Below are 19702 nucleotides of genomic sequence, written 5' to 3'. Positions count from 1 at the left end.
ACGACCCCCGCCGACGTGGGCCGCGCCTCATCCACAGGCGCAGTCTCGATCAGCTCGCGGTCGACCGGTCGTAGGCGCGGATGAGGTCGTCGAGGAACTTCGCCACCGTCGCCCGCTCGCCCTCGCTCATCGCGGCGATCTGCGCCTCGACCTCGACGATGAGCGGCTCCACCAGGCGCTCGGCATCGGCGGCGGCATCCTCTGACGCGGTCACGATGAGTTTTCGCCCGTCGGACGGATGCCGATCTCGGCGCACATGGCCGCGATCTTCGAGGCGATTGAGGACGAGAGTCATGGCTGCGGTCGAGATCTCGACGCGGTGGGCCAGCTCGGTCGGAGTCGTGGGGCCGCGGGAGATGAGGTGGTCGAGCACCTCGAGGCCCGGGGCGTCGAGTTCGAGCTGCTTGGCGATCGAGCGCTCGAAGCGCTGCTGACGCATCGTGAGCTGCTGCACGCGGGTGCGGATGTCAATCTCGTCGATCTCGCCGGCGTCGTGCCGACGTGACGGGTCATACGTCGAGGCCGATTCCGTCGCCCGCTCGGACCGTTTGACATCCATGCGCACCATGGTAATACTTCATATTGCTAATTTGATTGATAATCAAGGATTGAGACGATATGACAGACGCGACAGAAGCGCCCTACCGCTGGCGCTGGGCGATCCTCGGAGTGATGCTCGCGGCCGAGATCATGGACATGCTCGACGCGACGATCGTCAACGTCGCCGGCCCCTCGTTGGAGTCCTCCCTGGGGACGAACGCCCTGGGCCTGCAGTGGGTGATCGGCGGCTACGCCCTCGCGTTGGGGGCGGGACTGATCCTGGGCGGTCGCCTGGGTGACCGCTTCGGGCGGCGCCGGATGTTCCTCCTCGGCCTGTCGGCGTTCACGATCGCATCGCTGTTGTGCTCCCTCGCGCCGACCGCTGAGCTACTGATCGCCTTCCGTCTGCTCCAGGGCGCGGCCGGCGCGCTGCTGCTCCCCCAGGGCCTCGGTCTGCTGCGTGAGAACCTCTCCGGCGCCGAGCTCGCCGTCGCATTCGGCATCTTCGGTCCGGCGCTGGGCCTCGGCGGCATCCTGGGCCCCATCATCGGCGGCGGACTGATCGAGGCCGACATCCTCGGGCTCGGATGGCGCTCGGTCTTCCTCGTGAACATCCCCATCGGGATCGTCGCCCTGGTCATCGCCTGGCGCATCCTGCCGCGACGCTCGGGGGATCGGGCGGTCCGCATCGACATGCTCGGCGCAGCCGTCATCGTCGCGGCATCCGGCATCCTCGTGCTCGGCCTCACCTTCGGACCCGAGCTGGACTGGCCGCTGTGGGCCTGGGCGTGCGTGGCCGCCGGCCTTGCCGGCTTCATCCTCTTCGGGGTGCAGCAGCGCGCACTCCTCGCCCGCGGCGGAGTGCCGCTGGTCACGGCGACCATGTTCACGCGTCGGGCCTACACCTTCGGGCTCGTGGGCATCGCCCTGTTCTTCAGCAGCCTGACCGGCACACAGCTGGTGCTGACGCTGTTCCTGCAGGTCGGCAACGGCTTCAGCGCCGGCGAGGCGGGGTTGAGCAACCTGCCACTCGCGATCGGCTCCGCGGTCGGCGGTGCGATCAGCGGCGCATGGCTCGCCGAGAAGATCGGGCGGTCCGTGCTGCAGCTCGGAGCAGTCACGCAGCTGCTCGGCGCGGGACTGCTGTGGTTCGAGCTGCAGCAGCCGGGCGACTTCAGCATCTGGACCATCGCCCCGGGCATCGCCCTGTTCGGGGTCGGCGGCGGCGCGATCATCGCCGCACTGTTCAGCACGATCCTCGCCGCGGTGAAGGACGACGAGATCGGTTCGGCTTCGGGCGTTCTCACCGCGGTCCAGGCGATCGCGAGCGCAGTGGGTGTCGCGATCTTCGCCTCGGTGTTCTTCGATGCGATCGACTCCGGTACCCCGGCGGAGGCGTATCAGCAGACCCTGATCGTGCCCGCGATCATGCTCGTCGCCTTCCTCGCACTCACCTTCCTCTTCCCGAAGAAGAGTCGGGAGGATGCGCACGGGGTAGCCGTGATGGAAACAGCGGGCTGACCGGATCGGTGGGCGAGAACCCGGACCGTCTGCGTCGGCGCCAGACGGACCGGGTTCTCGCCCGCCCCAGCGATCTCACGCGGGCGTAGGTTGGAGTCAACCCGTTCGAAGGAGCCTCCGATGACCGACATCACCGTGACCCGCAACGACGACGAGTCGCGCTACGAGATCCGCTCCGACGACGTGCTCGCAGGTTTCGCGGAGTTCGACCTGCGCCCCGGATCGATCCGCTTCATCCACACCGAGGTCGACCCGGCGTTCCAGGGCCAGGGGCTGGCGGGAAAGCTGGCATCGGCAGCGCTGACGGATGCCGCAGGACGCGGTGAGGCGATCGTCCCGCTGTGCCCGTACATCGCGAAGTACCTCGAAACGCACGAGATCGCCGGAGCCGAGATCCGCTGGCCGCGGGCGTCGCCGAGCCATGGCGCATCGACGGGCGAAGAGCCGACGGGCCGAGCCGAATGATCGGGCAGCACCGCCTCATCCTCGAGCCCCGCGAGGTGCCGCTGGGCGGAGTGCGCGGCATGAACGTGCTGCGGGCGCTGCCTCACCGCAACCTGCCGACGATCGGCGCCTGGTGCTTCCTGGACCGGTTCGGTCCCGCCGACACAAAGATGCGGGTCGAGCCGCATCCGCACATCGGACTGCAGACCGTGACCTGGCCGCTCGTCGGAGAGATCCGCCACCGCGACTCGCTCGGCAGCGACGCCGACCTGCGCCGCGGGCAGCTGAACCTGATGACAGCGGGCGACGGCATCTCGCACTCGGAGTACTCGATCGGTGAAGAACCGGTGCCGCTCGACGCCCTGCAGTTCTGGGTGGTGCTGCCCGACTCGGCCCGCCGCGGTGCCCCCGGCTTCGAACGGCACACCGCGCTGCCGACACTCGCACTCCCGGCCGAAGAGGGAGCAGATGCCGAGGCCACGGTCGTGCTCGGCGAACTCGCCGGGGTGCGTTCGCCCGCCACCGTGCACACCCCGATCGTCGGCGCCGAGGTCGTCATCTCCCCCGGCTCGCGCGTGCGCCTGCCACTGCGTTCCGACTGGGAGCACGCGCTGATGCTCGTCGAAGGCGATGCCGTGGTGGCCGGGCATCCACTCGACCGCAACGGACTGCTCTACCTCGGCGACTCCCGCGATGCGGTCGAGGTGTCGAGCACCGAGGGCGCCCTGCTCTTCCTGCTGGGCGGTGAGCCGTTCGAGGACGACATCGTGATGTGGTGGAATTTCGCCGGACGCACACACGAAGAGATCGTCGAGGCCCGCGAGGAGTGGGAGGCGGCGTCCGACCGTTTCGGAGTCGTGGCCGGGCACGATGTGCGCATACCCGCGCCGCCCCTCCCCCCTGTTCGGCTCATGCCGCGCAGCCGCAAGCTCTGACTCAGCCGCGCTCGGGGGTGTGCACGCGGGCGAGGAAGCGCTCGGTGCGCGGCGACGGACCCCGCGGATCCAGCAGCGAGACGACGACCGTGACCGCTGTGGCGAGCGGGATCGTCCATGCGGCGGGCTGCGCGAGATAGGGCGCCGCTGCTCCGATGCCGCCGACCGCCGCGTGCACCAGCAGGGCGAGTCCCGCAGCGCACCCACCCGACACCATTCCGGCCACCGCACCTCGTGCGGTGAGCCCCCGCCACCACACGCCGAGCAGCACGACCGGCGAGAGGGTCGACGCCGCCACCACGAACACGACACCCACGCTCGACCCGAGGCCCGCCGGGGCCGTGAGCAGCGCCACGGCGAGCGGCACCAGGGCACAGAGCACCGCCGACAGCCGGAACGACCGTACGGATCCGGAGAACACGTCCTGGCTGATCACGCCGGCGAGCGACACGACGAGGCCGGCCGATGTCGCCAGGAACGCTGCGAACGCTCCGGCGACGATCAGCGCGGTCAACAGTTCACCGAACGCCCCGGGGAAGACGCGCGAGGGGAGCAGCAGCACCGCCGTGTCCGCGACTCCAGGCACCGCCAGGTCCGGAGCGGCGATGCGAGCGAGCAGCCCCATCGTGCTCGACACCGCGTAGAAGGCGCTCACCATGCCGATCACGATCACGGTCGTGCGCCGTGCGGACACCCCGGTCGGACTCGTGTAGAAGCGCACCAGCACGTGCGGTAGACCCATCGTGCCCAGCAGCAGCGCGAGCAGGAGCGAGGCGGTCTCGTAGGCGTCGAACCCCGAGGGCCCGGCCTCGACGGGGAACACCAGCGCCGGATCGAAGTCGTGCGGCCCGCCGCTGAGCGCGAACGCGATGAAGACCACGGGAACGAGGAGCGCGGTGAGCTTGAGCCAGTACTGGAAAGCCTGCACGTAGGTGATGGCGCGCATGCCCCCGGCCGCGACCGCTGCGGCGACGAGCACCGCGACGGTGACGGCGCCCACCCACTCCGGCAGCCCGGCGACGACCAGCAGCGTCAATCCCGCGCCGTGCAGCTGCGGCACGATGTAGAGCCAGCCGATGACCAGCACCGCGACGCTCGTGACCCGGCGCGCCGACGGCGACTCCAACCGCGCCTCGATGAAGTCCGGGATCGTGTAGGCCCCGCTGCGCCGAAGGGGTGCCGCGACGAATGCCAGGACCAGGAGATAGCCGGCCGCGTAGCCGATGGGGAACCAGAAGCCACGGGCGCCGTCGAGCAGCACGAGGCCGGACAGCCCGAGGAACGTGCCGGCCGAGAGGTATTCGCCGCTGATCGCCGAGGCGTTCCATACCGGCCGCACGGTGCGGGACGCGACGAAGAAGTCGCCGGTCGTGCGCGAGATGCGCAGACCGTAGATGCCGATCAGCAGCGTCGCGACGATCACGAGCGCGACGCCGATGAGGTCGAGCACCGCATTCATTCGCGATCCCGGAGGGCACGATATCGACGTTCGTTGCGCGCTGCGGTGCGCACGTAGAGCACCGCGAACACCACGATGATCGGATAGAACGCGTACGCCTGCAGCAGCCATGACAACGGCAGGCCCCAGACCATGACCTGCCCGATCTCCGGGATGAGCGCGATCGCCAGAGTCAGCGCGATGACGACGATCACGAACCCGGCGACCGTTCCGAGTGCGAGTCGCAGCTGACTGCGCATGAGAGCCCTGGCGTAGACGGCATCCGCCTCGTCGACGGGTGCGCCCGGCAGCGCGATTCCCCGGGTGAAGGCCGCCGGCCGACGATCAGGCAGATCAGCGGTCACCCGCACCCGCACGCGCTTCGGCTTCTCCGTCATCCCCCGACCTCCCCGCGCAACAGGGCATCGCGCACCGCTGGCACCAGGCGTCTGCTCACCGGCAGCGAGACGGAGCCGATCGAGACCGAGGGTTCAGCGCCGGAGAGCCGGGCCTCGGACACGACGGCGATGCGCACGAGCGAGGAGCGATGGATGCGCAGGAACCCGGCGTCCGCCCACCGCGTCTCGAGTTCCGAGATGGGCGTGCGCACCAGGTGCCCCGCACCGTCGCCGGTGTGCAACCGGGAATAGTCCCCCTGGGCCTGCACCCAGCGCACCTCGCTGCGACGCACGAACCGCACCACGGATCCGATCGTGACCGGCAGCATCTCGTCGTCACCGGGCGTCGGAGCCTCCGCGACCTCGACCACCCGTCCGACCGCCTGGCGGAGCCGCTCGATGCGCACGGGCTTGAGGAGGTAGTCGGCGGCACGCAGCTCGAACGCCTCCACCGCCCTGGCATCATCGGCGGTCACGAACACGACGGCCGGTGGTTCCGCGAGGGCGAGCAGCGCACGCGCGAGCTCCATCCCGCCGAGCCCCGGCATGTGGATGTCGAGGAATGCGATCCGTACGGCCCGCTCCGACAGCAGCCGCAGGGCTTCCGCGCCCGATGATGCGGTGACGATCGCGCCGATGCGCGCGTCCGTGCGCAGCAGATGGACCAGCTCATCCAGGGCGGGTCTCTCGTCGTCCGCGACGAGCACATCGATCCGCTGCACGCTTCTGGTCATGCTCGGCCGTCGCCGTCCGGGTCGTGCTGCGGCTGGGACTTCGGGACCCGCATGCGCACCAGGGTACCGGCGCCCGTGTTCGTCTCGACCACCAGAGCGCCGTCCGCCCCGTAGAGCTGGCGGAGCCGGGTGTCGACGTTGCGGAGTCCCACGTGGACCCCGTCGTCGCCGGCGGTGAGCGTCGCATGAAGAGCCTCGGGGTCCATGCCCACCCCGTCGTCCTCGACCGTGATCTCGGTGTGGGTGCCGTCGTCGCGTGAGGCGATGCGGATCTCCCCTCCCCCTTCGCCGGGCTCGAGCCCGTGACGGACGGCGTTCTCGACCAGCGGCTGCACCGAGAGGAACGGGATGACGGTGGCCAGCGTCTCCGGTGCGATCTGCAGCGTCACGCGCAGACGGTCCCCGAACCGCGCTCGTTCGAGCTCGAGATACGAGTGGATGCTGCCGAGCTCGTCGGCCACCGTCGTGAACTCCCCCTGGCGCCGGAAGGAGTAGCGGGTGAAGTCGGCGAACTCCAGCACCAGCTCGCGCGCGCGTGCCGGGTCGGTGAGCACGAAGGAGGCGATCGCCGTGAGGGCGTTGTAGATGAAATGCGGCGAGATCTGCGCACGCAGCGAGCGCAGCTCCGCCTCGGCCAGCTGCGTCCTGGACGCGTCGAGTCCGCCGAGCTCGACCTGCGCGGCACACCAGTCGGCCACCTCCTCCGAGGCACGCACCAGCGCGGCACGGACGGGCGCCGCGAAGGCGACCACGACGCCGATCACGCGTCCATCGACCAGGATGGGCGCCCCGACGGCCTCGAGGTCGTCGTCGGCACCGGGCGCGGGGAAGACCTGCCTGCGTCCCGACTCCCCGACCCTGGCGGCGATGCGGCGGGCAGCGGATTCCAGTCCGTCGGACGGCCCGTCGAACGACACCGTGCCCTCGGCGCTGACGATCGCGACCGCCGCGCTGCCGAGGAGCACCCGCAGGTGACGCGCGGCCTTGACGACGTCGGGGGCGGACAGTCCAGCGCGCAGATGCGGTGCCGCCAGACTCGCCTGATGCAGCACGGTGAGGGCGGCCTGTTCGGCGTCGCTCCCCAGCTCGGCGGCGCCGCGGGCGAGTCGACGTGCGAGCAGGAGGAGCACCGAGAGGACGATGCCGCCGAGCACGCCGAGGATCGCTGCGAGAACGACGTCGGTCATGGGTTCAGCCTACGGAGCCGCGCACGCCTCAGCAGCAGCGGGCACCGGGGTTGCGATCCTGGTCGTCCATCCGCTGCCGCCAGAACTGCCGCTCGGTCAGCGGCTCCTCGCCGGGATGCACGCGACCGTGATGGGCGACGTACGTCGCGTAGGCGCTGTCGCCCATCAGGGTCGTGATGTACCAGCGGATGCCGCGGCCGGCCCGCACCGCGGCGCTGAGCAGCGTCCGCAGGAGGGTGGTCGCGGCATCCGTCCGACTCGTGGTGTCAGCCATCTCAGTGTCTCGACATCAGTGGGTCGACGCCTTGCGCTCGTCGGCGAGGATCGGCTCCCACTGCTTCTCGAGCTCGCGTTCTTCGGCGCTGGGCAGGAACCCGGCCGGGGCGAAGCGGCGCGAGGCCACGGGTGCGTCCTCGGTGTTCTCGCCACCACCGTTGCGGATCGCCCTGATCGTGACGATCACGGCCGCCACCATCACGATGATCGCCAGGGTCACGAAGATGATCGACAGCGTGCCCTGCACGGCGGTGTTGCGGATGACCGCATCGAGCACCGCCGGCTCGCCGAGCGAGGTGTCTCCGCTGTCGCGGGCGGCGACGTAGCGGAAGTGATTCGCCCAATAGCCGATGGCCGGCACGGGAGAGGCGATCTTGTACAGCGACGCCGTGATCGTGACCACCGCGGTGAAGGCCAGAGGCAGCCCGATGATCCACAGCCACTTGATGTAGCTCTTGCCGCGCTTGGCGACGATGGCCATCACCACGGCGAGCGCGATCGCGGCGAGCAGCTGGTTGGCGATGCCGAACAGCGGGAAGAAGGTGTTGATGCCGCCGAGCGGGTCGGTGACGCCGAGGATGAGGATCGCTCCCCAGCCGGCCACCATGATCGCGGTGCAGATCCACACCCCGGGGCGCCAGGAGACGTCGCGGAACTTGGGGAACCAGGCGCCGATCGAGTCCTGCAGCATGAACCGGGCGACGCGGGTTCCTGCATCGACGGCCGTGAGGATGAACAGCGCCTCGAACATGATCGCGAAGTGGTACCAGAACGCCATGAGGGCCTGGCCACCGAGAGCCTGTTGCATGATGTGCGCGAGGCCGAGCGCCAGGGTGGGGGCACCACCGGTGCGCGAGACGATCGACTCCTCCCCGACAGCCGCTGCCGTGCCTGTGAGCATGTCGGGCGTCAGGTTCACCCCCGTCAGGCCGAGCGAGTTCACGAAGGCCACGGCCCCCTCGACCGTGCCCCCTGTGGCGGCGGTCGGTGCGTTCATCGCGAAGTAGATGCCCTGGTCGATGGAGATCGCGGCGACGAGTGCCATGATCGCGACGAACGACTCCATGAGCATGCCGCCGTAGCCGATGAAGCGCGTCTGACGCTCCTTCTCGATGAGCTTCGGGGTGGTGCCGGAGGCGATCAGGGCGTGGAAGCCCGACAGCGCTCCGCAGGCGATCGTGACGAACAGGAAGGGGAACAGCGGACCGGCGAACACCGGCCCCATGCCGTTCTCACCGAAGATGCTGATGGCGGGGACGGTGATCTCGGGACGGACCAGCACGATGGCCCCGGCGAGCATCACGATCACGCCGATCTTCATGAAGGTCGACAGGTAGTCGCGGGGGGCGAGCAGCAGCCACACCGGGAGCACCGCGGCGATGAAGCCGTAGATGATGATGCCCCAGGCGATCGTGGTGCGGTCGAGGTGGAAGATCGCCTGGCCCCACTCGGTGCCGGCGACCCAGCCCCCGCCGATGATCGCGGCCATGAGCAGCACGAAGCCGATGATCGAGACCTCGGTCACCTTGCCCGGGCGCAGGTAGCGCAGGTACACGCCCATGAACAACGCGATCGGGATGGTCATCGCGACCGAGAAGACGCCCCACGGGCTCTCCCCGAGCGCGTTGACGACGACGAGGGCGAGGATCGCGACGATGATCAGCATGATCAGCAGCGAGGCGATGATCGCGGCGGTTCCACCGATCTTGCCGAGTTCCTGACGGGCCATCTGCCCGATCGTGCGACCACCGCGTCGCATCGAGAAGAAGAGCACCGTGTAGTCCTGCACGGCGCCTGCGAGCACGACGCCGACGATGATCCAGATCGTGCCGGGGAGGTACCCCATCTGCGCCGCGAGCACGGGGCCGACGAGCGGGCCGGCACCGGCGATCGCGGCGAAGTGGTGACCGTAGAGCACCCGGCGGTCGGTGGGGACGTAGTCCTTGCCGTCCTGCTTCACCTCGGCGGGGGTGGCCCGGCGGTCATCGGGTCGGGTGATGTACTTCTCGATCACCTTGGAGTAGAACCGGTAGCCGATCAGGTACGTGCAGACCGCGGCGAACACGAACCAGATCGCGTTGACCGTCTCGCCGCGGACGATCGCGAGCATGGTCCAGGCGACGGCACCCAGCAGGGCGATCGCGGCCCACAGGATGATCTTCGGCAGGGTCCAGCGGTTCGCCTTCTCGTGGTGCTCTTCGGTGAGGGCCACGGGAGGGAGGTTCGGGTCGGTGACGATGATGGGCTCGTCGTCGACGAGTCCGGCGCCGTCGCGGCGGCGCGACGAAGGTGCGGTCATGGGGGTCTCCTCGGGATACGCGACGTTGCGTTCCCCCACGTTAGGAAGATCCCGCTCCCGACATGACCGCTCGCCGCGGTTGCTGCGACGAGCGGCGCGGATGGCGCGATGAACGGATACCGGGGATGTCCGTTCGCCCCGCCGCATCAGGCCCTCCCGCCACATCAGGCGGCTGCCTCGCGAATCGGCCTGTCTCCGCGGGATCGCCTGTTTCCGAGCGCCACGCACACGACGCCCCGCGGAAGGGAGACCGCGGGGCGTCGTGTGTGTGTGGAGGGGCTACTCCGGCTTCGCCGTCTCCGGCGCACTCGTCGGAGGCGCGCCCGTCCGTGATGCCTCGGGTGCCGGGGTCTCCGGTGCCGGGGTCTCCGGTGCCTTCGTCTCCGGTGCCGGGGCCTCCGGTGCCTTCGTCTCGGGCGCCGGAGTCTCCGGAGCCTTCGCCGCCGGCACGTCGACCGTCAGGACGGTGCGCACGTCGGATTCGCCGTACTGCACGACCCCGAGGTAGCGGGTGCCGGCGGTCAGGCCGGTCCAGCCGAGGTTGTACGACGTCTTCTTGCCGCGCACCGCGGCGAGCGGGTTCGGCGTTGCCGTGAGGTCACCCTCGCCGTCGGCCAGCACGTTGGCGTAGGTCATGTCCCACGTCATCGGGCCCGTCGTCGAGTAGATGTTCGCCACCACCAGGTAGGTTCCGGCCTTCGGCGACGGGATCGTGACCTGTTCGTCCGCCGAGCCGGTGGCCGAACGCCAGCGCTCGTAGTACTGCAGGTCGTCCGGGCTCACCACCCGGTACACGGTGAGGTCGAGGTCGCTGCCCTTGTCGTCCGACGAATCGAGGTCGAAACGCGAGAGGGTCGTGCCCTCGGGTACGTTCACGATCCACGAGACGTCCTTGTTGGCGTCGCCCGACTTCTCGTCACCCGAGTGCCCCTCGACGGGGTTGTCCGCGTCGGCGAGCAGTTCGAACGGCGTCAGACCCGAGAGTCCGAGCGCGAGGTCACCGGTGAGACCGGGGGTGATCTCGACAGCGGTGCTGCCGTCGACGCCACTGCCCGTGACCTCGGCCGGCGCATCGGCCGTGACCGGGAACAGCGCGATCGGCGAGCGCACCGAGTTCTTCGCACTCGTCCAGGTGAGCGAACCGGTGGCCCACTGCTCCACCGGAGCCGTGGCGTTGTCGAAGGTCACCGTGAACGTCTTGGTCTGGCCCGGACGGTCGAACTTCAACTGCTGCGGCGTGACCTTGACGTTCACTCCGGGCACCGAGGCCTTGGCCGTGAAGGTGCCCTTCTCGGTCGAGGTCACCGTGCGGGTGACGGTCTGTGCGCTGGTCAGGGAGCCGATCGAGATCGACGCCTGGTTCAGATCGCTGCCGTCGATGGGGTCGATGCCGGGGAAGTCCGACAGTCCCTTCCCGTCGAGGAACGCCGCCCAGTCCTTCACACCGTTGAGGTAGAGCAGACCCGGGTTCAGGTAGCGCTTCGGGTCGACCTGGCCTGCACCCTGCTCGAACGGATTCGTGTTCTTCGATCCGTCGGGCAGCACGGTGTCGTAGGCGGTGGTCATCATCGCCGACTTGATCTCCGCTGGCGTCGCCTTGGGGTGCTCGCCGAGGTAGAGCGCGGCGAGGCCGGCCACGTGCGGGGAAGCCATCGACGTGCCGGAGAGGATGCCGAACGTCGGCTTCTCCCCCGGAGCGTTCTCGGTCGCCGCGAGGATCGCGACACCGGGAGCCGCGACATCCGGCTTCATCACGTCGCTGCCGTCGGCCAGCATGGGCCCGCGGCTCGAGAAGCCCGCGATCTGCGGGGTCGGGGTGACGACGCCGGTGGTGTTCTCACCCACGAGGGTGATGGGACGATCCACGCCGCCCTGCACATACGCGAGCACGGCCGCGCGGTGCACGGCGTTCAGGTGCACGGTCGGCACCGCGTGGAAGTCGTTGTCGAGCGAGTCGGCGCCGCCGGGCACGTTCACGAGCACCATGCCCATGCCGCCGGCGTCCTTCACGACCTGCGACTTCTCGGCGCGGGCGTTGCCGCCACGGTCGCAGACCACGATGTGTCCGGCGACCTTGGCAGGATCGAGGGTGCCGGGCAGGCAGAGCTGCGGGGTGACGGCGCCCGCCGCCGCGGCGTCGACTGCGGCGATCGACGGGCCGGTGACCTTCTGACCGAACGGCACGCTCACCGAGGCTCCGGCCTGCGCGAACCCGTCGAACTGCACGGTGCCCTCCCAGGTCGGGATGGTCGATGCGGCCACCGTGGTGTACCAGGGCGAGGCGTGGTCGGCCGTGACCGGGTCAGGTCCGTCGTTGCCGGCGCTCGTCGCCACGAAGACGCCTGCTGCTGCGGCGTTGAAGAACGCGAGGTCCTCCGGGGCCATCACGGTGCTCGCAGCTCCGCCGCCGATGGAGTAGTTGATCACGTCGACACCGTCGGCGACGGCCTGGTCGATCGCGGCGATCAGGTCGCTCTGCGCGCAGATGTCGTCGGTGGTGACCGTCGTGTCGGGGCCGACGTAGCAGGCCTTGTACGCCGAGATCTTCGCGGCCGGGGCGACACCCGAGATCGTGCCGAAATCGACGTTCTCGATGCTGGCCTTGACCTTGAAGTTGCCCGCCGCCGTGCTCGCGGTGTGCGAGCCGTGGCCGTCGCCGTCACGCGGCGAGAGGTAGTCGTACTGGAAGTCGAAGCCGGCGGCCTCGGCCCCGGCGTAGAAGTACTGTCCGCCGATGAGCTTCGAGGAGTAGTCGCTGGTGTCCCAGTCCTGACCCTCGACCATCGCGGCCTGGAACTGCCCGCCGTCGGACTTGTCGAAGTAGACGTAGGTGCCGTCGGTGTAGGGCTGCCCGCCCTTGTTGCGGTTGTGCTGCTTCTTCTGCTTCTTGATCTTCTTCCCCTCGAAGGAGGGGTGCTCGGGGGCGATGCCGGTGTCGATCACACCGACGACGACGCCCTCTCCGGCGGTCGCGACCCCTCCGGTCTGCTGCCACACTCCGCCCTTGCCCTTGCGGTCGTCGCCGAGGCCGAGGTAGTCGGTCGAGCTCTGCGCGTCGGGGTGACGGATCTCATCCGGGTAGACGCCGAGGACGTCCTTCGAGGCGCGGAGCGCATCGACCTGCTCGCCGCTGAGGTCGGCGCTGAAGCCGTTGAGGACGACCTGATAGGTGGTGTCCGGCGTGACCCCGATGTCGCTGACGAGGTCTTCCTGCTCGGTCTGGAGATGTTCGACGTAGCGCTGCGAATCCTGCGACTGCGTCTCGAGCTGGTCGCCTTCGGCGGGCTTGGTGGCCTTCAGACCCTTGACGTCGCCCTCGTAGGTGGCGAGCGGATCCGACTTCATCACCACGATGTAGTGCCCTGGTGTGCCTGCGACGGGGACGGGGTGCGTCACCTCCTCCGTCGCGTAGCCCGCGGTTGCCGTCGATGCGATGAACAGCGTGGCCAGGGTGGTGGCTGCCGCCATCCGGAGGGGTGTTCGACCCATGTGGTGCTCCCGATGATCACGGTGCGGCCCTCTTGCTGCACCGCGGCCAACATATGCCCGACCCTGGCGATTCTCAGGAAGTCTGGCCGATCGGTCACCCGGCATTCGCCGATCGGCCAGGGTTATCCACGGCCGCCCTCGCGATACGTCGACAGTAAGCTGGAGAGGTGGCCCGCACCTCTGTCCTGACGACCCGCGTCCTGCTCGTATGCGCGGCCATCGGGGTCGCCACGGGCATCCTCGCCGGTATAGCCGGGTGGGTGACTCCGGTGCTGCTGGCGAGCCCCCTGCTGTTCCTCTACGGCCTGGTCCTCGGCTCGCACGTGCTGCCGGGCATCATCGCGCAGGAGGTGCTGCGCCTCCCGCTCGTCGCGCTGATCACCCATGTGTTCGCCGCTCTGATCGCGAGCGCCTTCAACCCGGCCTGGGCGCTGCGGTTCATCGGCACCGCTCTGCTGTTCGGCCTGATCCAGGAGGGGGTGGCCGCCCTCACCCGCTACCGCTCCTGGGGCCCGTGGCGCTTCTTCCTCTCGGCGGCGATCATCGGCGTCTTCGTGGCGGTCGTGGTGTTCTTCGCCGCCCACCTCTCGGTGATGCCGCTGTGGGCGCAGATCCTCTACCTCGCGATCTCGGTGCTCGGGCCGATCGCGTGGACAGCCATCGGCCTCGCGATCGGCTCGGCACTCAGCCGCGCCGGCGTCGCCCGCCGCTAGGCACTCCGCCCAGCCGCCGCGCGACGGCGCCCGAGACCGAGCTCACGAGCGCCTCGAGTGGACCGCGACGCTTCAGCGCCGCCAGGATCGCGCCGATGACGATCGCGCCAAGGATGTGGACACCGAGGATCGCCGGCCCCAGGTACCACCACGGGAGAGCCGTCGACGCGTCGACCGCACCGGAGAGCAGCACGAACGAGGTGGCCGCCGCGGCGAGCACGTGCACCGTGTAGACCGTGAGCGGAGCGGCCCCCGCCGCCCTGACGGGCTCGAGCACGCGAAGCGCGGACTCGGGGAGGACTCGGGCGAGGAACAGCATGCTCGCGATGACGAAGAGTGCGATGCCGACCCCGCGCAGGATGTCGAGGGTCGTCCCCGTATGCGGCGTCTGCAGCAGGAGCGCCCACCACTGCGGAGAGAGCGGAGCGCCGAAGCCCGGCGTGCCGATGATGCTCTCGGTGGCGGCAGCCGCCTCGGGCGGCAGGGTCGCGACGAGGACCGCGCGCCCGAAGAACTCGTAGACGAGGGCGCTGGTCGACACGGCGAACACGGCGAGGACGGCGCCGATGCCGGCCGTCCACGCGACGAATCTCTTCTCCGTCCCGTTGCGCCGAGCGGCGATCAGCAGTGTGGCGACGGCCATCCCGACGAGAACGTAGACGATCCAGGTCACGACGGGATAGGTGCCGGTGACGAAGATCGCGCGCAGCGCCACCGCCGGCTCCCCCCACTGCGGCCAGGACACTCCGCCGCCCTCCCCGATGACCCCCAGGGCCTGTCGCAGGAAGGCGTTGAGGATCGGCCCCGCGATCGCGAGGATCGCCGCGGAGACGAGCAACCAGCGCGGACTCACCCTGAGGAACGGGATGCTGCACAGCATGGCGACACCGAAGTAGACGAGGACGACCACGATGCTTCCCGGCGCCAGGGCGAGCGTCGCCCCGATGAGGATGACGAGCACACCCCGTACAGCCATCGCCCACCGTGCGGCGGCGACGTGGCCGCGTTCCAGGTAGGAGCGGGTGGCGAGCACGACGCTGATCCCGCCGACGACGGCGAACAGGGTCGAGGCGTTCCCGTCGACGATGGTCGACACGCCTTCGACGTGGCCTGGCAGGCCGGCCGGCGGGAGCAGGTGGGCGCAGAACATGCCGATGATCGCCAGGAAGCGCGCGAAGTCGATGCCGACCATCCGGCCGAGCTCGCCGCGACGACGTGCCGCATCCGACTCGGGTGGAGGCGTCGGCTGCTCCCTCCGCGCCGTACGGTGCGGTCGGGCGATCGTGTGCGTGTTCGTGTCTTGTGGCACGGTGCTCCCTCGTTCCTGCGGCGCCCGGTCGGCGCCTCTACGACGATGCCGGTTCTTCGGCCGCTCCACGTCCGTCCACCGGATGATCGATGTCATCCGCCGGAGGGCTTCTGTGCGCGTGGATAATCAGGTAAGGCTCAGCTAAGTTAGAAGGGTACGATCCGCCGACCCGGGACTCCGCCGTGCGCCCATCCGCGCCCCTGCTGAGCGTGCGTGACCTCTCCCTCACCCACGCCGATGCGGCGCACCCCTCTCCGCGTGATGTGACCTTCGACATCGATGCAGGAGAGGTCGTGCTCCTGCTCGGGCCCTCCGGTTCGGGCAAGTCGACGCTCACCCTCGCCCTCAACGGGCTCATCCCGCACGCCCTCCCCACAGCCATGATCGGCACGGTAGAGGCCGGCGGCATCGACACGGCGAGTGCTCCGACCGCGACGCTGAGCACCCGCGTGGCGATGGTGTTCCAAGACCCCGATGCGCAGATCGTCACCGGCAGTGTGTACGACGAGGTCGCGTTCGGCCCCGAGAACCTGCGACTGCCGCTCGACGTGGTGGAGAGTCGCGTCGAGGAGGCACTGCGCCGCGTCGGGCTCTGGGAACGGCGCACGGTGAACCCCGACCACCTCTCCGGCGGCGGACGGCAGCGACTCGCGATCGCCGGTGCCCTCGCGATGGGCTCACCCCTCATCGTGCTCGACGAACCGACCGCGAACCTCGATGCCCAGGGCATCGACGACGTGTACGCCGCGCTCGCTGAGGTGGTCGCTGCGGGTGACCGCGCCATCCTGCTCGTGGAGCACAACCTCGATGCGGCTATGTCGTTCGTCACGCGGACGATCGTGCTCGACCGCGAGGGTCGGGTGGCTTTCGACGGACCGGCGGCCGAGATCATCCGCGAGAACGCCGACGAGCTGGTCCGGATGGGCGTGTGGCTTCCGGCCGCCACCCTGACGGCGCTCCGACTCCGGGGTCAGGGGTTCACGCTCGATCCGCTGCCGCTGTCTCCCCAGGAACTCGCCGTCGCACTCGAAGGTCAGCCGGTCTCGTCCCTGCCATCGAGCCAGACGACGTCGTCGAGCCGCACGACGTCGTCCGCCTCGACGACGAAGAGCGACGCCACGACACGGGTCGAGCCGATCATCCGCGCGCGAGGGCTGACGGTGCGCCGGCGTCGTGCCGAGATCCTCCACAGTGTCGACCTCGACCTTGCCCCCGGCAGTCTCACGGCAATCGTGGGTGCGAACGGGGCGGGCAAGACCACGCTGATCCAGGCACTCGCGGGCGTCGTACCGCCACCGCGTGGACAGGTGTCGGTCGACGGCATCGACCCGGGGACCGCGTCTCCCCGCGACCTCGCCGCACGGATCGGGTTCGTGTTCCAGAATCCCGAGCACCAGTTCATCGCCCCGACGGTGTTCGACGAGCTCGCCCATGGGCTGCGGCTGCGCCATGTGCCCGACGCCGAGATCACGGCGAGAGTCGACGAGATGCTCACGCGCTTCGGACTCGAGCACAAGACGGACGTGCATCCGTTCCTGCTCTCGGGCGGTGAGAAGCGGCGCCTGTCGGTGGGCACGGCGCTGATCACCCGGCCCCGTGTGCTGGCGCTCGATGAGCCGACCTTCGGACAGGACCGTGCGAGAGCCGCTGAGCTGCTCGATCTGCTGCAGGAGCTGCGCGCGGACGGGACGACCATCCTGATCGTCACGCACGACCTGCAGTTGGTGGCCGAGCACGCCAGCCACGTCGTGCTCCTCGCCGAGGGTCGGGTGCGGGCGACCGGGCCCACCGCCGCGCTCCTGCAGGACGAACTGCTGTTCACGGATGCAGGGCTGCAGCTGCCGGCCCTGCAACGCGTGCTGGCGTCCGCCGGCCTCGGGGTGAGCTCATGACCGCGACGACGTTCGACCCCTATGCACGCATGACGGCGACGTCGCGCCGGCAGTTCCTCTACACACTGAATCCGCTCGCGAAAGTCGCCGGCTTCGCACCAGCGATGGTGCTGCTCGTCTTCGTACGGGATCTGGCGACCCCCGCCGCGTTCCTGGTGCTCGCCTATGCGCTGATCCTGGTCGGCGCGCGTCTCACCGTGCGGCTCCTCGCCCTGCTGCTGCTCGCTCTCCCCGCCGGGATGCTCCTGATCGGCATCGGCTTCTCCCTGTGGGTCGACACCGGACTGGTCCACGACTCCACTCCGGTCGTGCGCATCGGGGACTGGACGCTCTACAGCGGGGCCCTGCTCCTCGGCTTCGCGACAGCGCTGCGGCTCGGCTCGATCGTCGCTCTCGCGCTCGTCGGCGGGCTCACCACCAGCGGGCCCGACCTGGTGCGGGCCAGTGTGCAGCAGCTGCGGGTACCGTATCGGATCGGCTACACGGCCTTGGCGGCCTTCCGTTTCGTGCCGCGGTTCGGGCATGAGCTCTCCGTGATCAGGGCGGCCCATCGGGTGCGCGGGTATCACGGCGGTCGCGGTCCGTTCGCGCGCATCGCCCGGGGGTGGGGGTACATCGTGCCGCTGCTCGCCGGCGCGATCCGCCACGCCGAGCGCGTCGCGTTGGCGATGGACTCGCGGGCGTTCGGTGCACATCCGACGCGCACCGAGCGGCACCTGGTCCCGTTCCGGACGCGAGACACCGTCTTCACGGTCGCGACCCTGCTGGCCTCTGCAGCCATCTTCGTCGTCTTCTTCCCCTGGCAGCTTCCCTGAAAGGCGTCCTGATGGCGTTCAGCAAGATGGTCAAGCCCGAGTCGTCCGAACTCCTCCACCTGACGGTGCTGCGCACGGAGCAGCTCTCGGCGCACTGGATCCGGGTGACGCTCGGCGGTGGCGAGATCGAGAAGTTCCGGCCGATGGGGTTCGACCAGTGGTTCCGATTGTTCCTGCCGATCGGAGGGGATGCCGGGCTCGACCGGGTGCCGGCGAAGGCGAACAAGGTGTTCGGGTACCTGAAGTTCCTGCGCATCCCCGACGGTGAGCGTCCGGTGACGCGCAACTACAGCGTGCGCGCGTACCGTCCGGCGACCGCGGAGGCCGGCGCCGAGATCGACGTCGACTTCGTGCTGCACGGCTCGGCCACGGACGGCACCGCCGGCCCCGCGTCGCGATGGGCGGAGACCTGCGAGCCTGGCGAGCACGTGCTGATCATCGACGAAGGCCTCACGTTCAACCCGCAGCGCGGGGTGGAGCGGGTCGTGCTGGTCGGCGACGAGACCGCCCTGCCCGCGATCTCCTCCATCTGCGCCTCGCTGCCTGCCACTGCGACGGGCACCGCGATCGTGGAGGTGCCGAGCGACGACGACGCTCTCGCGTTCACGCATCCCTCGGGCGTCGAGGTCGTGTGGATCGTGCGGCCGCATGGCATCGCTCCCGGGGCGCTCGCCCTGGAGACGCTGGCACGCGCTGCCCTGCCGGATGCGCCGTTCCACGCGTATGCGGCGGGCGAGCAGGCACTCGCCTCAGGGGCGCGCAAGCATCTCGTTGGCACACGCGGGGTCGACAAGAATGCCGTGAGCTTCTGCGGCTACTGGAAGATCGGCGCCTCATCCCCCGCCTCGAAGGCCGCGCGCGACGCTGCAGCGGAGCCCCTCGCGTGAGCGGAACGGATGCAGCCGATGGCCTCGCCTCCAGGGGATCAGTGGGAGATGCTCCCGCAGCAGCAGCAGCCGGACATCGCGCGTCAGTCGCCGGTGGACGATTCCGCTTCCCCACCGCCATCCTGCTGACCTGTGCCGCGCTCGGCGTCGCCGGGGCGGTGCTGCTCGCGCCGATGAACTGGTTCTCGACGCTGCTGACCGGGCCGCTGCCCTTCGTCGGCATGGCCCTCGCCGGCCTGTGGCTGTTGCCGTCCGTGATCGCGCTGAGGCTGCTGCGGAAGCCGCTGGTCGGACTCCTCGTCGCGCTGATCGCCGGCCTCGTGATGGTCCCGTTCTCCGGGTACGGTTTCAGCAGCGTGCTGACGAATCTCTGGTGGGCGGCGTTCACGGAGCTGCCGTTCCTGTTCGTGCTCTGGCGCTACTGGGGAACGTGGATGCACTACGTCGGCGCCGTCGTCGTGGGCGTCGTCTACCCGATCTCGGCGTGGGCCTGGTTCGATCTCGGATCCATGTCTCTCTTCGCCCAGGTCGCCTTCTTCGCCGTGACGATCGCCAGCTGCGTCGGCGGCACCGCCCTCGGCATCCTGATCGCCGACCGCCTGCGCAGGGCAGGAGTGGGTAGGGCAGGAGTAGGCAGCGCCGGAGTGGGCAGGCCAGCTGTCAACGGGCGCCGCTGAGCCTCAAGAGCACAGCCGCCCTCATCACACTCCTCAGGCGGGGTCGACCGGTGCCGTAAGACGGAGCACATCGCACCGTCGGGCGGCGTCCTCACCCGAGACCCCCCCCACCGGACGACCGTCACCAGAGACCAGCCTCACCAGAGAC

17 protein-coding genes are annotated in these 19702 nt (G+C 69.5%); 8 read left to right on the top strand and 9 right to left on the bottom strand.

Annotated features, from left to right (window positions below; translation table 11 throughout):
- Nucleotides 1-49 precede the first annotated feature (49 nt).
- Nucleotides 50-559: a MarR family winged helix-turn-helix transcriptional regulator gene (locus ABRP18_RS02855; protein WP_058632155.1), complete on the bottom strand. Its 510-nt coding sequence runs from the start codon at nt 557-559 to the stop codon at nt 50-52.
- Nucleotides 560-618: 59 nt separating this feature from the next.
- On the opposite strand from ABRP18_RS02855, the gene ABRP18_RS02850 reads away from it, so the two are divergent.
- From ABRP18_RS02850 to ABRP18_RS02840, 3 genes are all read left to right on the top strand, one after another.
- Nucleotides 619-2061, top strand: a complete 1443-nt coding sequence (locus ABRP18_RS02850; protein WP_113681846.1) for an MFS transporter — start codon at nt 619-621, stop codon at nt 2059-2061.
- Nucleotides 2062-2181: 120 nt separating this feature from the next.
- Nucleotides 2182-2526 carry a GNAT family N-acetyltransferase gene (locus tag ABRP18_RS02845; protein WP_058632153.1) on the top strand — a complete coding sequence of 115 codons (345 nt, stop codon included), beginning with the start codon at nt 2182-2184 and terminating at the stop codon, nt 2524-2526.
- A complete protein-coding gene (locus ABRP18_RS02840; RefSeq protein ID WP_058632152.1) occupies nt 2523-3440 on the top strand; it encodes a pirin family protein in 918 nt (305 codons plus the stop codon). Before ABRP18_RS02845 ends, ABRP18_RS02840 begins: the two co-directional genes overlap by 4 nt.
- Nucleotide 3441: 1 nt before the next feature.
- Here ABRP18_RS02840 and ABRP18_RS02835 read toward each other — a convergent pair whose 3' ends face one another.
- From ABRP18_RS02835 to ABRP18_RS02805, 7 genes are all read right to left on the bottom strand, one after another.
- Entirely contained in the window at nt 3442-4899 is a 1458-nt protein-coding gene (locus tag ABRP18_RS02835) for a cation acetate symporter (RefSeq protein ID WP_046746620.1), read from the bottom strand.
- Nucleotides 4896-5276: a hypothetical protein gene (locus ABRP18_RS02830; protein WP_046746619.1), complete on the bottom strand. Its 381-nt coding sequence runs from the start codon at nt 5274-5276 to the stop codon at nt 4896-4898. The genes ABRP18_RS02835 and ABRP18_RS02830 overlap by 4 nt, the downstream gene beginning before the upstream one ends.
- Complete coding sequence (locus ABRP18_RS02825; protein ID WP_349885498.1) at nt 5273-6010, bottom strand: LytTR family DNA-binding domain-containing protein; 738 nt, start codon at nt 6008-6010, stop codon at nt 5273-5275. The genes ABRP18_RS02830 and ABRP18_RS02825 overlap by 4 nt, the downstream gene beginning before the upstream one ends.
- Complete coding sequence (locus tag ABRP18_RS02820) at nt 6007-7197, bottom strand: sensor histidine kinase (RefSeq protein ID WP_046746617.1); 1191 nt, start codon at nt 7195-7197, stop codon at nt 6007-6009. The genes ABRP18_RS02825 and ABRP18_RS02820 overlap by 4 nt, the downstream gene beginning before the upstream one ends.
- 28 nt (nt 7198-7225) lie before the next feature.
- A complete protein-coding gene (locus tag ABRP18_RS02815; RefSeq protein WP_046746616.1) occupies nt 7226-7471 on the bottom strand; it encodes a YbdD/YjiX family protein in 246 nt (81 codons plus the stop codon).
- 15 nt (nt 7472-7486) lie between these two features.
- Nucleotides 7487-9772, bottom strand: a complete 2286-nt coding sequence (locus tag ABRP18_RS02810; RefSeq protein ID WP_058632149.1) for a carbon starvation CstA family protein — start codon at nt 9770-9772, stop codon at nt 7487-7489.
- A 279-nt stretch (nt 9773-10051) separates the two neighbouring features.
- The gene (locus tag ABRP18_RS02805) at nt 10052-13261 is read right to left on the bottom strand and encodes a S8 family serine peptidase (protein WP_349885497.1); all 3210 of its coding nucleotides are present in this window, start codon (nt 13259-13261) and stop codon (nt 10052-10054) included.
- 167 nt (nt 13262-13428) lie between these two features.
- Between ABRP18_RS02805 and ABRP18_RS02800 the strand changes: the two genes are divergently transcribed.
- On the top strand, nt 13429-13974 hold the full coding sequence (locus ABRP18_RS02800) for an ECF transporter S component (RefSeq protein WP_045264328.1): 546 nt from the start codon (nt 13429-13431) through the stop codon (nt 13972-13974).
- Here the strand turns inward: ABRP18_RS02800 and ABRP18_RS02795 are convergent.
- Nucleotides 13946-15283: a heparan-alpha-glucosaminide N-acetyltransferase domain-containing protein gene (locus ABRP18_RS02795; RefSeq protein ID WP_349885496.1), complete on the bottom strand. Its 1338-nt coding sequence runs from the start codon at nt 15281-15283 to the stop codon at nt 13946-13948. The genes ABRP18_RS02800 and ABRP18_RS02795 overlap by 29 nt on opposite strands.
- Before the next feature lie 182 nt (nt 15284-15465).
- Between ABRP18_RS02795 and ABRP18_RS02790 the strand changes: the two genes are divergently transcribed.
- The 4 genes from ABRP18_RS02790 to ABRP18_RS02775 are packed head-to-tail and all read left to right on the top strand — an operon-like array spanning nt 15466 to nt 19554.
- On the top strand, nt 15466-17175 hold the full coding sequence (locus tag ABRP18_RS02790; protein WP_349885495.1) for an energy-coupling factor transporter ATPase: 1710 nt from the start codon (nt 15466-15468) through the stop codon (nt 17173-17175).
- The gene (locus ABRP18_RS02785; protein ID WP_058632145.1) at nt 17172-17990 is read left to right on the top strand and encodes an energy-coupling factor transporter transmembrane component T; all 819 of its coding nucleotides are present in this window, start codon (nt 17172-17174) and stop codon (nt 17988-17990) included. Before ABRP18_RS02790 ends, ABRP18_RS02785 begins: the two co-directional genes overlap by 4 nt.
- An 11-nt stretch (nt 17991-18001) precedes the next feature.
- Nucleotides 18002-18877, top strand: a complete 876-nt coding sequence (locus ABRP18_RS02780; protein WP_349885494.1) for a siderophore-interacting protein — start codon at nt 18002-18004, stop codon at nt 18875-18877.
- Complete coding sequence (locus ABRP18_RS02775) at nt 18874-19554, top strand: ECF transporter S component (protein ID WP_349885493.1); 681 nt, start codon at nt 18874-18876, stop codon at nt 19552-19554. The genes ABRP18_RS02780 and ABRP18_RS02775 overlap by 4 nt, the downstream gene beginning before the upstream one ends.
- The last annotated feature ends 148 nt before the right edge of the window (nt 19555-19702 follow it).

The sequence above is a fragment of the Microbacterium sp. WHRI 7836 genome (assembly GCF_040223885.2).
Lineage (GTDB): Bacteria > Actinomycetota > Actinomycetes > Actinomycetales > Microbacteriaceae > Microbacterium > Microbacterium oxydans.
Note: the sequence above shows the minus strand (reverse complement) of the source record. Positions and strands in the feature narration are given on the sequence as shown.

Bases quoted from the DNA above. Each gene is read 5' to 3' on its own strand.
- ABRP18_RS02845 (WP_058632153.1), top strand. From the start codon at position 2,182: ATGACCGACATCACCGTGACCCGCAACGACGACGAGTCGCGCTACGAG.
- ABRP18_RS02825 (WP_349885498.1), bottom strand. From the start codon at position 6,010: ATGACCAGAAGCGTGCAGCGGATCGATGTGCTCGTCGCGGACGACGAG.
- ABRP18_RS02850 (WP_113681846.1), top strand. From the start codon at position 619: ATGACAGACGCGACAGAAGCGCCCTACCGCTGGCGCTGGGCGATCCTC.
- ABRP18_RS02785 (WP_058632145.1), top strand. From the start codon at position 17,172: ATGACCGCGACGACGTTCGACCCCTATGCACGCATGACGGCGACGTCG.
- ABRP18_RS02835 (WP_046746620.1), bottom strand. From the start codon at position 4,899: ATGAATGCGGTGCTCGACCTCATCGGCGTCGCGCTCGTGATCGTCGCG.
- ABRP18_RS02820 (WP_046746617.1), bottom strand. From the start codon at position 7,197: ATGACCGACGTCGTTCTCGCAGCGATCCTCGGCGTGCTCGGCGGCATC.
- ABRP18_RS02780 (WP_349885494.1), top strand. From the start codon at position 18,002: ATGGCGTTCAGCAAGATGGTCAAGCCCGAGTCGTCCGAACTCCTCCAC.
- ABRP18_RS02830 (WP_046746619.1), bottom strand. From the start codon at position 5,276: ATGACGGAGAAGCCGAAGCGCGTGCGGGTGCGGGTGACCGCTGATCTG.
- ABRP18_RS02810 (WP_058632149.1), bottom strand. From the start codon at position 9,772: ATGACCGCACCTTCGTCGCGCCGCCGCGACGGCGCCGGACTCGTCGAC.
- ABRP18_RS02855 (WP_058632155.1), bottom strand. From the start codon at position 559: ATGGATGTCAAACGGTCCGAGCGGGCGACGGAATCGGCCTCGACGTAT.
- ABRP18_RS02840 (WP_058632152.1), top strand. From the start codon at position 2,523: ATGATCGGGCAGCACCGCCTCATCCTCGAGCCCCGCGAGGTGCCGCTG.
- ABRP18_RS02815 (WP_046746616.1), bottom strand. From the start codon at position 7,471: ATGGCTGACACCACGAGTCGGACGGATGCCGCGACCACCCTCCTGCGG.
- ABRP18_RS02805 (WP_349885497.1), bottom strand. From the start codon at position 13,261: ATGGGTCGAACACCCCTCCGGATGGCGGCAGCCACCACCCTGGCCACG.